11 protein-coding genes and 1 other RNA gene are annotated in these 15,360 nt (G+C 66.9%); 8 read left to right on the top strand and 4 right to left on the bottom strand.

Annotation, left to right across the window (positions count from 1 at the left end; all coding sequences use genetic code 11):
• Positions 1 to 49: 49 nt before the first annotated feature.
• A complete protein-coding gene (locus ACCQ00_RS12360) occupies positions 50 to 451 on the bottom strand; it encodes an H-NS histone family protein (RefSeq protein WP_003485983.1) in 402 nt (133 codons plus the stop codon).
• 220 nt (positions 452 to 671) lie between these two features.
• Here ACCQ00_RS12360 and ACCQ00_RS12355 point away from each other — a divergent pair, with 220 nt between their 5' ends.
• Positions 672 to 848, top strand: a complete 177-nt coding sequence (locus tag ACCQ00_RS12355; RefSeq protein WP_022559336.1) for a DUF3606 domain-containing protein — start codon at positions 672 to 674, stop codon at positions 846 to 848.
• A 14-nt stretch (positions 849 to 862) separates the two neighbouring features.
• On the top strand, positions 863 to 3,481 hold the full coding sequence (ligD, locus tag ACCQ00_RS12350; RefSeq protein ID WP_039568913.1) for a DNA ligase D: 2,619 nt from the start codon (positions 863 to 865) through the stop codon (positions 3,479 to 3,481).
• Positions 3,482 to 3,682: 201 nt separating this feature from the next.
• Here ligD and rnd read toward each other — a convergent pair whose 3' ends face one another.
• Positions 3,683 to 4,774 (bottom strand): ribonuclease D, encoded by a 1,092-nt coding sequence (rnd, locus tag ACCQ00_RS12345; protein ID WP_039568910.1) that lies wholly within the window; start codon positions 4,772 to 4,774, stop codon positions 3,683 to 3,685.
• Between the two features lie 214 nt (positions 4,775 to 4,988).
• Between rnd and ACCQ00_RS12340 the strand changes: the two genes are divergently transcribed.
• The 3 genes from ACCQ00_RS12340 to ACCQ00_RS12330 all read left to right on the top strand — a co-directional run bounded on the left by ACCQ00_RS12340 (position 4,989) and on the right by ACCQ00_RS12330 (position 8,660).
• A non-coding RNA gene (locus tag ACCQ00_RS12340) (sX9 sRNA) lies at positions 4,989 to 5,057 on the top strand.
• Complete coding sequence (locus ACCQ00_RS12335) at positions 5,049 to 6,878, top strand: formylglycine-generating enzyme family protein (protein ID WP_099770613.1); 1,830 nt, start codon at positions 5,049 to 5,051, stop codon at positions 6,876 to 6,878. Before ACCQ00_RS12340 ends, ACCQ00_RS12335 begins: the two co-directional genes overlap by 9 nt.
• A 519-nt stretch (positions 6,879 to 7,397) precedes the next feature.
• On the top strand, positions 7,398 to 8,660 hold the full coding sequence (locus ACCQ00_RS12330) for a virulence factor family protein (RefSeq protein ID WP_039568905.1): 1,263 nt from the start codon (positions 7,398 to 7,400) through the stop codon (positions 8,658 to 8,660).
• A 293-nt stretch (positions 8,661 to 8,953) separates the two neighbouring features.
• On the opposite strand, the gene xseA is transcribed toward ACCQ00_RS12330, so the two are convergent.
• Positions 8,954 to 10,291 (bottom strand): exodeoxyribonuclease VII large subunit, encoded by a 1,338-nt coding sequence (gene xseA, locus ACCQ00_RS12325; protein ID WP_039568901.1) that lies wholly within the window; start codon positions 10,289 to 10,291, stop codon positions 8,954 to 8,956.
• A 144-nt stretch (positions 10,292 to 10,435) separates the two neighbouring features.
• Positions 10,436 to 11,503, bottom strand: coding sequence for a tRNA epoxyqueuosine(34) reductase QueG (gene queG / locus ACCQ00_RS12320; RefSeq protein ID WP_039568899.1), 1,068 nt, complete (start codon positions 11,501 to 11,503; stop codon positions 10,436 to 10,438).
• A gap of 24 nt (positions 11,504 to 11,527) precedes the next feature.
• On the opposite strand from queG, the gene ACCQ00_RS12315 reads away from it, so the two are divergent.
• The 3 genes from ACCQ00_RS12315 (at position 11,528) to ACCQ00_RS12305 (ending at position 15,286) form a co-directional block, all read left to right on the top strand.
• Positions 11,528 to 13,015, top strand: a complete 1,488-nt coding sequence (locus ACCQ00_RS12315; protein WP_039568896.1) for a bifunctional ADP-dependent NAD(P)H-hydrate dehydratase/NAD(P)H-hydrate epimerase — start codon at positions 11,528 to 11,530, stop codon at positions 13,013 to 13,015.
• Entirely contained in the window at positions 13,012 to 13,512 is a 501-nt protein-coding gene (gene tsaE, locus ACCQ00_RS12310; protein WP_017156148.1) for a tRNA (adenosine(37)-N6)-threonylcarbamoyltransferase complex ATPase subunit type 1 TsaE, read from the top strand. The genes ACCQ00_RS12315 and tsaE overlap by 4 nt, the downstream gene beginning before the upstream one ends.
• A gap of 70 nt (positions 13,513 to 13,582) precedes the next feature.
• Positions 13,583 to 15,286 carry an N-acetylmuramoyl-L-alanine amidase gene (locus ACCQ00_RS12305; RefSeq protein ID WP_046735981.1) on the top strand — a complete coding sequence of 568 codons (1,704 nt, stop codon included), beginning with the start codon at positions 13,583 to 13,585 and terminating at the stop codon, positions 15,284 to 15,286.
• The last annotated feature ends 74 nt before the right edge of the window (positions 15,287 to 15,360 follow it).

The raw sequence follows: 15,360 nt of genomic DNA, 5'->3' as shown, positions 1-15,360 counted from the left end.
AAGGAGGCGGCCGACGGTGCGAGGCGGCACCGTCGTGCGGGCTTTCGCCTTACTCGCGAACCAGCGGAAACTTCAGGTCCGGGTTCTTGGCCTTCCATTCCTTGTACGACACCGAACCTTCCCAGGCGGCGAAAGCCTTCGGCGTGCGACCACGACCGGACCAGGTTTCACCGGTGTGCGGCAGTTCGTACTTGGGCTTCACTTCGCTGCGGCCGCTCTTGACCACTTCCTTGCGCGCGGCAGTGGTGCCCAGGTAAGCGGCAATGTCGTTGCGCTGCTTGGTGTTGAAGTGACCGGCGAACTGTTCGAGCAGCGAAACGATGGTCGCATGCGCAGAGGATGCCTCGCTCGCGCGCTCGGTTTTCTCCTGTTCTTCCAGCTTCTGCAGTTCGTCCAGCAGCTTGGCTTTGGCTTGCGCGATGGAATCCAGTTTCGAAGAGGTATTGCTCACAGAGGTATGGCCTCGGAATAAAGAGTGGACACGCCGCCCGGAGGGCGCGCGGCATTATGGCATGTGGCCCGGGAGCGGCCGTTATGGAGCGGGGGCTTGCACATGGCGTGAACAGGCCTTTCACGACGCCTGTTCGAACGCTCTCGCATTGTCGCCACGGGCGCTGCTGGGCCGAAGGCTCACGTTAGCAGACCCGACCACGACGATACAGGAGCATGTCATGAGTGACGACAAACGCAACGTCGGATCGCCAGACCGCGACCGCATCAACGTCAATGAAGCCTATGAGCTGCAGTACTGGACCAAGACCCTTGGCGTCAGTGCCGATGACTTGCGCGCGGCCGTGCAGAAGGTGGGGCCAATGGCCGCCAGCGTACGCCAGCACCTGGGTAAATAAGCGGAAGGTCTGCCATGAGCCTGAGCGAATACCGCCGCAAGCGCAGCTTCGACAAAACCCGCGAGCCGGAGCCGGGCAAAGCCCTGCCGCCGGGCCAGCGTGCGATCTTCGTGGTGCAGCTGCACCACGCCAGCCGTCGCCATTACGATTTTCGCCTGCAGGTGGGCGATGCGCTCAAGAGCTGGGCGGTGCCGAAGGGGCCAAGTTACGACCCCAAGGTCAAGCGCATGGCGGTGGAGGTGGAAGACCACCCGGTCGATTACGCCAGTTTCGAAGGCGAGATTCCCAAGGGCGAATACGGTGGCGGGCACGTGGCGCAGTTCGACCATGGCGTGTGGGCGACCGCGGGCGACCCCGAAGCGCAGTTGGCCAAGGGACATCTGCGCTTCGAGTTGTTCGGCAACAAGCTCAAGGGCGGTTGGCATCTGGTGCGCTCGGGCAAGCCCGCGCGGCAGCCGCAGTGGCTGCTGTTCAAAGAGGACGATGCCTACGCCGGTACATTAGAGGCCGACGACCTACTGGCCGACGTCGCTGCCGCGCCTGCCGACGATGTACGCCGCGCAGGCGCCGGCAAGACCCAGCGCAAGGCACTGACCACCGTGCCGACGCCGGTGGCGAAAAAGCGTGGTACGTGGGCGAAGCAGGCGCTGGCGCTGAGCAACGCACGTCGCGCCGAGATGGAGGATGCGCCGTTCGCGCCGCAGCTGGCCAAGCTGGGGCAGTCCCCGCCCGAAGGCGCGCAGTGGCTGCACGAAATCAAATGGGACGGTTACCGCATCCTGGCTACTGTGACAGACGGCAAGGTAAGGCTGTGGTCGCGCAATGCATTGGAGTGGACCGACAAGACGCCGGAAATTGCCGATGCCATCCAGTCGCTGGGCCTGCGCAGCGCGCAGCTCGATGGCGAATTGATCGCCGGGCGCGGCACCAAGGACGACTTCAACCTGCTGCAGGCCACCTTGTCCGGCGAGCGCCAGGTGCCGCTGGCGTTGGCGGTGTTCGATCTGCTGCACGTGGACGGGGTGGACATCAGCGAGGCGCCGTTGCGCGAGCGCAAACAGCTGTTGGAGCAGGTGCTGGAGGCTGCACCCAACACGCATCTGGCCTATAGCTCGCACGTCGAAGGCGATGGCACCGAGGCGTTCCGGGTGGCCGGCGAACAGCACTTCGAAGGCATCATTTCCAAGCGCGCGGATCGCCCGTATCGCGACGGGCGCAGTGACGATTGGCGCAAGACCAAGCAACTGGCCAGCCAGGACTATGCGGTGGTCGGCTACACCGCGCCCAAGGGCAGCCGCAGTGGCTTCGGCTCGCTGTTGTTGGCCACGCCGGACCCGGTGCATGGCTGGTTGTACGTGGGCCGTGTGGGTTCCGGGTTCTCCGATGCCCTGATGCGTGAGGTCACCCGGCAACTGGAAGGTGGCGGGCGCAAGCCTACCGCGCACATTCCCACCGAAGACACCGACCTGCGCGGCGCCACCTGGTTTGCGCCGCGCTTTGTGGTGGAGGTGTTCTATCGTGGCATTGGGGGGCAACAGCTGTTGCGCCAGGCCTCGTTCAAGGCGCTGCGCCCGGACAAACGCATTGCCGATCTGGCCGACAGCGATGCAGGAGCCGGCCCGGCTGCATCGTCGTCTGCCAAGCGTGCGCCAAAGAAACGTGCTGCCAAAGACGCCGCAACCCAGGCGCCCAAACGTGCAGCGACGCGAGCAACAGCGCCTGCGCGCAAATCTGCGGTTGCCACACCTTCCTCGGCTGCGCTACCCACGCTGTCCAGCCCGACCAAGTTGATCTACCCGGATATCCGCGCGACCAAGCGCGATGTCTGGGACTACTACCAGGCGGTGATGGATCACCTGTTACCGCAGATCGTAGGACGGCCGCTGTCCATCATCCGCTGCCCTAGCGGTGCCGAAAAACCGTGTTTTTTCCAGAAGCACCATACCGCCGGCCTCGAGCGCGTGAGCTCGGTCAAGCTGACCGAAGAGACCGGCACCAACGCGTATTACCTGGTGGTCGAAGACGCGCCCGGGTTGCTGGAACTGGTGCAGTTCAATGCGCTGGAATTCCATCCCTGGGGCTCGCATGCGGATCGCCCGGATGTGGCCGACCGGGTGGTGTTCGATCTCGATCCTGGACCGGACGTGCCGTTTGCCGAGGTCAAACGTGCGGCCAACGATATCCGCAAGCTGCTGGCGCAGCTGGAGCTGGAATCGTTCCTGCGTGTCTCCGGCGGCAAGGGGCTGCACGTGGTGGTGCCCCTGAACCCCGGCTGCGACTGGGAGGTGACCAAGCGTTTCGCCAAGGGATTTGCCGATGCCCTGGCGCAGGCCGAGCCGCAGCGGTTCATCGCCACAGCCACCAAGCGGCTGCGCAACAAGCGCATCTTCGTCGACTACCTGCGCAACGGCCGTGGCGCCACTGCAGTTGCGTCCTATTCCTTGCGTGGTCGTCCGGGGGCGCCAGTTGCGTTGCCGTTGGCGTGGTCGGACTTGTCCAAGCTGCAGCGCGCCGATGCGTTCACCTTGCGCGATGTCCCGGAGAAGCTGCGCCGTCGGCGCAAGGACCCTTGGGCAGACATGGACCGCATCCGGCAGAACCTGGCGCGCTGGGCGGAGCAGGACGAGGAGTGATGTGATTGGGCACAGAGCATGCCGGCATCGCCGCTGCGCGTGCGCGACCGGTAGTGAAGTCGCCGCGACGCAGGCGCTGCGCGCGTTCTGACGCATTCCATATTGCTCGCTAGGCGGCCTTCGCCAGTTCGGCGCCGCTCGCCCGCATCTGACGAAGAGCCCGCATCGCTGCCGGCTCTGGCGCGTCAACACGCCGCGATCCTACGCTGCGGTATTGTCCAGCAGCGGCATCAGCTGTGCTTCAAGCAGGGCACGGCGCCATTGGCCCAGCGCCGCAGGCCAGCTGCGCTGTTCCATCAAGGTTTCCAGGTGGCGGCGCGAGGCCAGCAGGCCGTCCGGCAAGCCGAGTTCGCGGCTACGTTGCGCCACCGTGTCTTGCAGCCGCTTGAGTAAGGCCTTGTTGCCGTCGGTGGCGGCCTGCGCCAGCGGCGCGTGCTCTTCGTCCGGAAGCGGGGTGTTGAGTGCATCCCACACCGCGTTGGCGAGCTTGCGCGGCGCCTTGGGAAATTTATCGAACTGCCGCAGCAAGGCGTCCAGATCGGCGGGCGGAAACCGCGCCAGCTGGCTGGCCAGTTCGTTGTCCAGGATCCAGCTGCGCGGGCGATCGCTCTGCCGTGCCTGCAAGTCCCGCCAACGCAGCAGACGCAGCAGCCGGCGTTGCGCTGCCGGTTCCAGGAACTTTGCGGCGCGCAGGCTCACATGCGGCCAGCGCTCGCCATCGTCGTGCTCCACCGTGGCGAGCAGGCGGTCGGCGTCTTCGGCCAGCCACTCCAGCCGGTTCTGCTCGGCGAGGCGGCGGGTGAGCTTGTCGTGGATCGCAAACAGGTAGCGCACGTCGTCGGCGGCATATTCCAGCTGCGCCGGCGACAGCGGGCGACGCATCCAGTCCGAGCGTGTTTCGCCCTTGGTCAGCAAGGTGCCGGTGACTTCCTGGACCAGTTTCTGGTAGCCCATGCCGCCACCGACACCGGCCAGCGCCGCGGCGATCTGGGTGTCGAACAACGGCCGCGGCAATGCGCCGCACGCGCATTTGAACGTGACCAGGTCTTCGCTGGCGCTATGCATCACCTTGACGATGTCGGTGGCGATCAACCACTCCTTGAGCGCCGCGTTCATGCCGGGGATCAGCGGGTCGATCAGCAGGATCTCCTCGCCGATGGCCATCTGCACCAGGGCCAGTTGCGGCCAGTAGGTGCGTTCGCGAATGAATTCGGTATCCAGGCCGATGCGCGATGGTCGCGCTGCCTGCAGGCGGTCAGTCAGCTCGGAGGGGTGGGTGATCCAATGGGGCACGTGATTTCCGTCGGCGGCAAGGGTTTGCGCAGAGCGCGCAGAATAGCCTAACGTCGCGATCGCCTGTCGTGCGGCAGAGCACTGGAAGGAGCAGGTGGTGGGTGAGTGCGGTGACCGGATGGCAGCGTGGGCAATGGTCGCGCCCAGAGCGGCTGGCAAAACGCCTGCGCAGCCAGCAGGCGGGCGCGGCCGGGGTGCGGAAGCGACATCCAGCATGCGCACGCTTGGGTTGCTGCGCACCGGCCACGCCCGCCCGAGCGCTGCTCGCTATGTTTTGTTGGCCGCGCTTGGCCTGTGCGCCTGTTCGCGCACGCCGACGCCCGCACCTGCGGTCGCGCCGCAACCGGCGCCTGCCGCCGTGCCGAGCAAGCCGAACGTTTCCATCGGTGGCGAAGAATCCGCCGAAACCGTGGCGCAATGGCAAGCGCCGGTGGTGGACCTGGGCGACGAGCCCCTGGCGCAGGTGCGCAAGCGCGCCGACCAGGCATTGCGGGAAGACCGCCTGTATCGCGATGCCGGCGATGCGATCCCGTTGTATCTGGCGATCCAGCAGCGCGCCGGTGGCAAGGATGCAGCCAGCCGGCGTGGCCTGGAGCAGGCGCGTGGCCGGTTGCTCGAACGCGGCGCAGCGCTGATCGAACAAACCGAGCGCCAGTACGACGCGTTGGAGCAGGCGCGTGAAGTGGCCTTCGTCGCGCTCGCCCTGGCGCCACAGGACCCGAAGGTGCGCGCACTGCAGCGCGAGGTGGAAACCGCGCAGCGCGTGCTGGCGTTCAACCGCGCCGGCGAAGACGACCTGCGCGGCGGGCGGCTGGGCGAAGACGGCAATGGCGCGCTGGTGAATTTTCGCGACGCTGCGCAACTGGATCCGGACAACCCGCGCACCCGACAGGGCCTGGCCGCCGTGGAAAGCGGCCTGCTGGAGCGCGCCGAACAGGCGGCGCAGGCGAGCGACTTCATCGGTGCCCGTTACTGGCTGCAGATGGCCGGGCAGGTACGCGAGCGTGCGCCCACCATCGCCGATGCACGCGCGCGGGTGGAACGCGTGCGCCGGGCGCAGATCGCGGCGTTGCACGACGCCGGCCTGCACGATCTGACCTCGCCGCGCGGGCTCAAGGCGGCCGGCGAGAAACTTGCCGAAGTGCTGCGCATTGCCGACCCCGGCGATGCGGTGGCCGGCGATCTGCGCCGTCGGCTGGAATTGGCCACCCATTACGGCAGCTTCCGGCCCGGGCAGGTGTTCACCGACGGGCTCAAGGTCGGCGGGCGCGGGCCGCAGATGATCGTGGTGCCGCATGGCGCATTCCAGATGGGCGCCGGCGATGCCGAACCGGGCGCTTCCGACAACGAGCGCCCCGCCCATTACGTGCGCTTCGCACGCGGCTTCGCGTTGTCGATCACCGAGGTCACGGTTGCCGAGTTCCGCCAGTTCGTCGACGCCACCGGCACGCGCCCGCGTGCCACCCGGCGTGGGCATTCGGTGGTCTACGACGAGCGCAGCGGCAACTTCATCCGCCGCAGCGGGGTGGACTGGCAGTCCGATTACAACGGCGCCCAGGCTGCGCCCAACAGCCCGGTGATGCACGTCAGCATTCGCGACGCCGAAGCGTATGCGTCCTGGCTGTCGGAACAGACCGGCCGCCATTACCACGTGCCCAGCGAGGCCGAGTTCGAGTATGCGGTGCGTGCCGGCACCACGGGACGTTACCCGTGGGGCAACGCGGGCTCGCCGCCGGCCGACGCCGGCAACTTCACCGGCGGCAACGACGTTTCGCGCAGCGGCCGGCATTGGAACAACGGCTTCGTCGGCTACGGCGATGGCTTTTGGGGTCCAGCGCCGGTCGGCAGTTTTCGCGCCAATGCCTGGGGTCTGCACGACATGGGCGGCAACCTGAGCGAATGGGTGGCCGACTGTTGGCACGCCAGCTACCGCCGTGCACCGGCCGATGGCGCGGCCTGGTACAACCCGGGCTGCCGGCAACGCATGATCCGTGGCGGCAGCTGGGCCAATTCGCCGCAACAGACACGTGCGGCCTGGCGGCAGTCGCAGGACTCGGACACTACCAGCGCCCGTATCGGCTTTCGCGTGGCACGCGGAATCTAGCGACGACCGGTGGCGCGTGGGCGCATCGATCGCGTCCGGCGTGACTGCAACATTAGGCTTGACGTCGCCGTCGCCGTCGCCGTCGCTGCGAACGCCTTCGGCTCAGCCCTACGTCCTGCGATGTCACGGCGGAAGGCGTTCATTCCGACTAAGTCGGCGGAGGCGCGCGGCTACACAAGCGAGGCATCTCTCTTGTACGAGGAAGGAACACGGCCGGAAGAGCGCTGCAATCGCGCAAGCGCCTTCGGGAATCGAGTGTGTGAACCGCGCTTGGATTGCGCTACTTCCATCCGACAACGTTCCCAAGGCGACCAACCAGGAGCGGACGTTTGCGGGGCGTCGGCTCCCGGTCCTTCGCGTTGCAGTGGGCGCCGACAGGCACGTGCTGCGCTGACCAGGCGCTATGCGCAATAGCTGGGATTCAGTTGGCTTAACAGCAACGAACACCGCGTGCATTCGCGGTGAAACCGGTCGTGTCTGCTGTGGTCAAATCGCAACCGCTATCAAGGGACTGCCGTCATGGGCATGGGGATCAAAATGTTTCGTTGGGTGATTGCGATCCTGCTGATCGGCGGCAGCGGCTATGCCGTGGCGCGGCATCTGCAGGACAGTAATACGGCTGGGCATTACGGCTCGGTCGAAGTGATTCGCCCGGAGGGTACGCCCAAGGCGATGGTGATCCTGCTGCCCGACAGCGATCATCCGCAAGACGGCCAGAAGCTGGCCGACCTGCTGAGCAACGATGGCGCGCTGGTGGCAGTGGTCGACACCGGCAAATACCGCGAACGCGTGCGCTCGCACCAAGCCGCCTGCAGCTCGCTGGCCGACGACGCCGAGCGACTGGGCAAGAAGTTGTTGCGCGCCGAACATGTCGATGCGTTCCTGCCGCCGGTGATGGTGGGGCAGGGCGATGGCGCGGTGCTGGCGCGCCAGGCGGTGGCTTCGGCCGCGCCCGACGTGCTGGGCGGCGCGGTGGTTGCCGATGCCGGCACCCAGGATCCAGGTCTGGCATGTTCGCGCGATCTGCCCAATGCCAGTCAGGGCTTCCTGGACGATCTGGCCGACGCATCCAGCCCGATGCAGATCGCCGCGGCCACGCGCGGGCACTTCCTGGCTGCCCAGTCGCAGGGCCTGGGCGATCTGCCGCTGGTGGAACTGCACGCTCCCGGCAGCGACCGTCTGGTGGTGATGCTGTCCGGCGATGGCGGCTGGCGCGAGCTGGACAAAGGCATTGCCGCGCAATTGCAGCAGCAGGGCGTGTCGGTAGTGGGCTGGAATAGCCTGCGCTACTTCTGGGGCAGCCGCACGCCGCAACAAGTTGGTGCGGATCTGGACCGGGTGATCGCCAGCTATCGCCAGCGCTGGCACATCCAGCACGTCGCCCTTGTCGGGTACTCGTTCGGTGCCGATGTGCTGCCCTTCGCCTATCCGGAACTGTCGCCCCAGCAACGCGCCTCGGTGCAGTTCGTCAGCCTGCTCGGCCTGGGGCACGAGGCTGACTTCAAGGTCCGCGTCGGTGGCTGGCTGGGCTGGCACAACGACGCCGAGCGCGATGTGGAACCGGCCATCCAGGCGCTGGATGCGCACCGCCTGCAATGCATCTACGGTAACGAAGAAAAAGACACGCTGTGCCCGGAACTGCGCGCACGTGGCGTGCAGGTGCTGGCACGTCCGGGTGGGCATCATTTCGATCACGACCCGGTGGTGCTGGCCAATCTGTTGATGGAGGGCTGGCAGCATGCAGCGCAGACGCCGATTGCGAAGACAGCGAGTCGCTCCTGATGCCGCTTGCAACCAGCCAAGCGTTGCATAACGTTTCCCAGAAAGGTTGATCGACAAGCAATGCTCGGCACTAAGCACCTTCCCAGGTGAAGGTGCTCAGTGCTGAAGCGCGGCTGGCGACCCCGTTTCAGCGAAATCGCGGATTCGCCCGACCTTGCGGCCTGTTTCGAGCGCGCACTCTGGCGCCGCGCAGAGCCTGGTGTTCAGAGTGCAATGGGCACCGTCGACGAGTGCATGTCAGCGCCCAGCGCCGGCATTGCCGCCGGAGCGACAGTGCTGCGCACGGCGTGCGGTCAGCTTTCGCCAGACTCCACACGCACCTGGATGCTGCCATCGGCCAGCTGCGCGCGCAGGCGTTCGCCGGTGACCACCTCGGCGGCGCTGCGCACCACGCTGCCGTCGGCAGGGCGGGTCACGATGGCGTAGCCGCGCGCGACCGTGGCCAGCGGGCTGACCGCTTCCAGCGAGCGCGCAATGCTGCGTAATTGCAGCTGATCATGCTGCAGGCGGCGTTGCATCGCCGCCTGCGGGTGCAGTGCCCGCAGGCGTTGCTGCAAGCCGGCCAGATGGCGTTGCGGGTTGTGCGATTGCAGCTGCGCTTGCGCGCGCTGCACACGCGCCTGCAAGCGTTCGAGCACCTGCATCATGCGCGCGCGCAGCTGGCGGCCGGCCTCTTCCTGGCGGCGATGGAGCAGTTGCAAGCGCGCCTGTGGGCTCTGCGCACGCAACCGCAGTGCCAGCCGGTCTGCGCGTTGCATGGCGTTGCCCAAGGCGTGTTGCTGCAGTTGGGTCATGCGCGCCTGCGCACGCCGCACGCGCGCGAGCAGCTCGCGTTGATCGGGCACCAGCAATTCGGCCGCGACCGAGGGCGTGGGCGCACGCACGTCGGCCACGAAATCGCTCAGGCTGAAGTCGGTCTCGTGGCCCACGGCAGACACCACCGGCGTCTGCGCGGCGGCGATCGCGCGCGCCAGGCGTTCGTCGTTGAAGGCCCACAGGTCCTCCAGCGAGCCGCCACCGCGGGTGATCAGGATGACGTCGTAACGCCCGGAGGCATCGGCGCGTTGCAGCAGCGAGGTGATTTGTGCGGCAGCGCTGTCGCCTTGCACCAGCGAGGGCAGCAGGTCCACTTCCAGCAGCGGAAACCGCCGCGCCAGCACGCTGAGCACATCGCGTACCGCCGCGCCGCTGAGCGAGGTGATCACCGCCAGCCGCTGCACATGCGCAGGCAGTGCCTGCTTGCGTTCGGCATCGAACAGGCCTTCGGCGGCAAGGCGCGCGCGCAGTTCGTCGAAGGCCCGACGCAGCGCGCCTTCGCCGGCTTCTTCCAGATGGTCGAGCACCAGCTGATAGTCGCCGCGCGCTTCGTACAGGGTCAGGCGCCCCCGCGCGAGCACGCGCAGGCCTTCGCGCGGCTGGAATTTCAGCCAGGTGCTCTTGGGCTTGAACATCGCGCAGCGGATCTGCGCGCGCGCATCCTTAAGCGTGAAATACAGATGTCCCGACGAGGGCCGGGTGACGCTGCTCAGTTCGGCCTCTACCCACACCAACGGGAAGCTGCCTTCCAGCAGGTCGCGCGCCAGCGAATTGAGCTGGCTGGGAGTGAGGATCTGTTCGTTGCGGTCGGCCATCGCTGCATTATCCCGTAGCGACGACGGTCATGGGTGATTGGCTGGCGAACGCCGATGCCAACGGTGTCGCATCGGTGATCAACGCATGCGCGTGCAGGCCGCAACTGTCGCACGCGAACCGCGCTCATAACTGGCCTGCGCGGATCAAAGACCGTGTTGCGCCAGCGCCCAGCCAACGTGTTCGCGCACCAGCGCCGAGTCGTCGTGGCGACGCGCTTCCAGTGCGGCCAGGACCTCGGGCGTGCCAGGCGCGTTGCCCAGGCCCACGGCAAGATTGCGCAGCCAACGCTCGTGTCCGCTGCGGCGGATCGGGCTGCCCTCGGTGCGGCGCAGGAAGTCGCCTTCGTTCCAGGCGAACAGCTGCGGCAGCGTCGCCACATCCAGCTCGTTGCGGGCGCGGAAATCGGCTTCGTCGGTGCGCTTGGCGAACTTGTTCCAGGGACAGATCAGCTGGCAGTCGTCGCAGCCGAAGATGCGGTTGCCGATCGGCTTGCGCATGTCTTCGGGAATTGCGCCATCGTGTTCGATGGTGAGGTAGGCGATGCAGCGGCGCGCATCCAGCCGGTAGGGCGCGATGATGGCTTGCGTCGGGCAGATATCGATGCAGCGCGTACAGGTGCCGCAATGCGCGGTCGCGGGCGTATCGATCGGCAGTGGCAGGTCGAGGTAGATCTCGCCGAGAAAGAACCACGAACCGCCGTTGCGATCGATCAGGCAGGTGTGTTTGCCGATCCAGCCCAAGCCGGCATTGCGTGCCAATGCGCGCTCCAGCACCGGCGCCGAATCGACGAACACGCGGAAACCGAATTGGCCGATTTCGCCCTGGATGCGCTCGGCCAGCTTCTGCAGCCGGTTGCGCATCAGCTTGTGGTAGTCGCGCCCCAGCGCATAGCGCGCCACATAGGCGCGGTTGCCGTCGTGCAAGGTGTTCCAGGCCTCGGTGTCGTCCTTGCGGCCGTAATCCATGCCAACCGACAACACGCGCAGGGTGCCGGGAACCAGTTCCTGCGGGCGCGAGCGTTTGTCGCCGTGCTGGGCCATCCAGTGCATGGTTCCGTACAGGCCTTCTGCCAGCCAGCTGCGCAGATGCACTTCATCCTCGCCCAGTTCGATGCCGGTAATGCCGCAGCGTTGAAAGCCTGCTTCGCGCGCAAGCACGCGAATGCGCGCAGCGGCATCGGCAGGGTCGGGGCGGGCAAGGGCGGCAGACATGCCGACAAGTATAGAATTCCCTGCATGTACGCACCGCTCGCTCTTTACGACACTGCCGCCGCGCGCACGCTCGATGCGCAGGCCACCACGCTGCTCGGCGGCGATGGCTACACCCTGATGCAACGCGCCGGGCAGGCGGCCTGGCAGTGGTTGCTGGAGCGCTGGCCGCAGGCGCGCCGCATCGTGGTGGTCTGCGGCACCGGCAACAATGGCGGCGACGGCTATGTGCTGGCGCGCCTGGCACACCGCGCAGGGCGTCAGGTCGGTGTGGTGCACCTGCCCGAACATGGCCCTGCCTCGGACCTGGCGCAGCGCGCCTGTACCGACTACCTCGCCGTCGGTGGTGCAATCGAATTGTTTCCGTATCCGCTGGCGCAGGCCGATGTGATCGTCGATGCGCTGTTCGGCATCGGCCTGAATCGTGCACCGGACGATGCGACTGCCGGGTTGATCGACGCCATCAATGCGGCGGACGTGCCGGTGTTTGCGCTGGATGTGCCCAGCGGCATCGATGCCGACCATGGGGTGGCCTTCGGTGCGGCGGTACGCGCAGCACTGACCTTGCAGTTCATCGTGCCGCATCTGGGGCTCTACACGGGCGATGCGCTGGAACATGCCGGCGAGCGTGAAGTGGCGTCGCTGGAGGTGCCGGTTTCAGCATTCGACGGGCTCGCGCCAGCCGCCCACGGCTGGAATGGCGATGCCGTGGCGGCGCAGTTGCGCCCGCGTCGTCGTAACACGCACAAGGGCGAATCCGGGCGGGTGTTGTGCGTGGGCGGCAATCTCGGCAGCGGTGGCGCGATCATGCTGACCGCCGAAGCGGCATTGCGCAGCGGCGCCGGGTTGGTGCAGGTCGCGACGCGCGCCGAGCATGTCACGCCACTGTTGGCGCGCTGCCCCGAAGCGATGGCGCGTGCCATGCAGGCCGACGACGACATCGCCACATTGGCCGAGGCCGCGGATGCAGTCGCGCTCGGGCCCGGGCTAGGGCAGGACGCCTGGGCGCAGGCGTTGTGGCGCGCAGCGCTGGGCGCCGCTACGGCGATGGTGATCGATGCCGATGGGCTGAATCTGCTGGCCGCCAACGACGTTGCAGCGCGTGGTCCGCGCATCTTGACGCCGCATCCGGGCGAAGCCGGCCGTCTGCTGGGCCTTTCGACCCGACAGATTCAGCGCGATCGTCCGGCCGCTGCTGCGGCACTCGCAAAACGCTACGACGCAGTGGTCGTGCTCAAGGGCGCCGGCACCGTGGTCGCCTCGCCAGGTCATCTGCCGCGCATCATCGACGCCGGCAATCCCGGCATGGCAGTCGGCGGAATGGGCGATCTGTTGACCGGCGTCATCGCGGCATTGCTGGCGCAGGGCTTCTCGCCGTTCGATGCCGCCAGCCTTGGCGCGCTGTTGCACGCCTGCGCCGGCGATGCGGCAGCGCACGCGGGCGAGCGCGGCCTGCTGCCCACCGACCTGCTTCCCGAGTTGCGCCGCCTCGCCAACGCTGGAGCCATTGCATGATCGACCTCAACGGACAACTGCACGACGTGCAGGCCACCGAAACCCTGGGCCAAGCGCTGGCCGCAGTGCGACCGGCCAGCGCGGTGGTGCAGTTGCATGGCGACCTCGGCGCGGGCAAGTCCACGCTCGCGCGCGCGCTGCTGCGTGCGCTCGGTGTCACCGGGCCGATTCGCAGCCCCACCTACACCTTGGTCGAACGCTATCCGCTGGCAACCGGCGATGAAGCCTGGCATCTGGACCTCTACCGCATTGGCCATGCCGGCGAGCTGGATTTCCTCGGGCTCGACGAGGGCAGTGCGAGCTTATGGCTGGTCGAATGGCCCGAGCGCGGTGCTGGGGTGCTGCCGCCGGTGGATCTGGATGTCGAGCTGGCCGTGGCTGGCGAAGGCCGCAGCGTTCGGTTGCTGGGCCGCAGTGCGATCGGGCATGCCTGGATGGAAAGCTTGTCGCAGCAGCCCCAGTTGCAGGCCCTTTTTGCCTCCTCACGAGAAGAATGAACGCCAGGTTATGGATTATTAAGGGAAATTGCCTTGCAATTCACACAGTTGGATGCTTGAATCCAGCGCCATGACACCGGGGATTCGCCAGTTCTGTCTTTCCGCCCTGACCGCCAGCTTGAGCCTGGCGGTTTTTGCTGCTTGGGCCGGTGAAATCAAGGGTGTTGGCGTCAGTACCGGAGCCACCGGAACCCGCGCGGAAATTCAGCTGGCCGGCAGCGGCGGCTTCAAAACGCTGTCGCTGGCGAACCCGACGCGCCTGGTTGTCGATTTTCCCGAGTCCTCGGGCGTGCGTGGTCTCAAGCTGCCGCCCGCTGCCGGATTGGTGACCTCGGTGCGCACCGGTCAGCCGGTGCCTGGCACGTTCCGTGTGGTGTTCGAATTGGCAACGCCGGTTACGCCGCTCAAGCCGCAGATGCAGACGCTGGGTAGCGTGTCGACCTTGGTGATCGAATGGCCAGGCGATCCGACGCCGGCGGCGGCCTCCGCAGTTGCCGCGGCTGCACCAACGGCAGTGCCGGCGCCGCGTCCGCTCAATGCGCAGGCCGAAGCTGCACGCGCAACTGCCGCCTTGGCTGCGTCTGCGCAACGGGCCTCGTCGGTGCCGCCGCCCCAGCCGTCGACTCCGCCGCCTGCACCGCCTGTGCCGGCATCGGCGATGCCCACCGTTACCCAGGCTCCGGTACCGACCACTGTCGCCACCGGTGTGCCGACGCCTCGGCCTGCCACCTCCGCGAGTGCACCGGCGCCGACCGGCGTCTCCGGCAACGCGCCGAACCGTGCCTCTGTGACCAACCCCAGCGGACTGTCCGGGGCGGGAGTGGCGGGCAGTAGTGCATCTGCAGCTGCCATCTTGAATGGCGGCAGCGCACCGATGGGCGCACCTTCCGGTAATGCCGCAGCAACCGTCCCCAACAATGCGGTCAGCAGCGTGGCTGCGGCAGGCGACGACGACCTGCCGCCGCGCCCGGTGCTGCCAAGCGAAGCGTCGCGGATCAAGATGGCGCCGGGTATGCGGCCATTGATCGTGGCGATCGATCCAGGCCACGGCGGCCAGGACCCGGGCGCCATGGGTCCCACCGGTAAGCGCGAAAAAGACGTCACACTGGCGGTGGGCCGTGAACTGGCACGCCAGGTCAACGCCACGCCGGGCATGAAGGCCTACCTGACCCGCGACACCGACGTGTTCATTCCGTTACCGATGCGTGCGCAAAAAGCCCGCGCCGCCAAGGCCGACATCTTCATCTCCATCCACGCCGACGCCGCCGAAAACCGCAGCGCCACCGGCTCCTCGGTGTATGTGCTGTCGACCAAGGGAGCCTCGTCGCAACGTGCGCGCTGGCTGGCCGACAAGGAAAATGCCGCCGATCTGGTCGGCGGCGTGCGCCTGCAGCAAACCGAGAGCACCCTGGCCAACGTGTTGCTGGACCTGGCCCAGAGCGGCCACATGAAGGCTTCCGAAGATGCCGCCGGCCACGTGCTTGGGGGGTTGAAGCGCATCGGCAACAACCACAAGCCGCAGCTGGAGCGCGCCAACTTCGCGGTGCTGCGCACCTCCGACATGCCGGCAATGCTGGTGGAAACCGCCTTCATCTCCAATCCGGACGAAGAACGCCGGCTGATCGATCCCGCTTACCAACGCAAGATTGCCGGCGCCGTCCTCGACGGCATCGATACCTTCTTTACCCGCCAACCGCCGCCAGGTACCTTGTTCGCCGCGCGTGCGCAGGCCGAAGCCGATGCAGTGGGCACCGTGGCCGGCGGCAGCCGCTGACCCGCTCGGCTATCATTCCGCACTGATTCCTTGATGACGGCGCCTGGCGCCGCCGGATTGCCGTGCCGACGTCT

The organism is Xanthomonas sp. NCPPB 3761 (genome assembly GCF_041475705.2).
Taxonomy (GTDB): domain Bacteria; phylum Pseudomonadota; class Gammaproteobacteria; order Xanthomonadales; family Xanthomonadaceae; genus Xanthomonas; species Xanthomonas phaseoli.
Note: the sequence above shows the minus strand (reverse complement) of the source record. Positions and strands in the feature narration are given on the sequence as shown.

Excerpts from the sequence above, each read along its gene's own strand:
- xseA (WP_039568901.1), bottom strand. The coding sequence starts at position 10,291 with ATGGCCGACCGCAACGAACAGATCCTCACTCCCAGCCAGCTCAATTCG.
- tsaE (WP_017156148.1), top strand. The coding sequence starts at position 13,012 with ATGATCGACCTCAACGGACAACTGCACGACGTGCAGGCCACCGAAACC.
- ACCQ00_RS12305 (WP_046735981.1), top strand. The coding sequence starts at position 13,583 with ATGACACCGGGGATTCGCCAGTTCTGTCTTTCCGCCCTGACCGCCAGC.
- queG (WP_039568899.1), bottom strand. The coding sequence starts at position 11,503 with ATGTCTGCCGCCCTTGCCCGCCCCGACCCTGCCGATGCCGCTGCGCGC.
- ligD (WP_039568913.1), top strand. The coding sequence starts at position 863 with ATGAGCCTGAGCGAATACCGCCGCAAGCGCAGCTTCGACAAAACCCGC.
- ACCQ00_RS12315 (WP_039568896.1), top strand. The coding sequence starts at position 11,528 with ATGTACGCACCGCTCGCTCTTTACGACACTGCCGCCGCGCGCACGCTC.
- ACCQ00_RS12330 (WP_039568905.1), top strand. The coding sequence starts at position 7,398 with ATGGGCATGGGGATCAAAATGTTTCGTTGGGTGATTGCGATCCTGCTG.
- ACCQ00_RS12355 (WP_022559336.1), top strand. The coding sequence starts at position 672 with ATGAGTGACGACAAACGCAACGTCGGATCGCCAGACCGCGACCGCATC.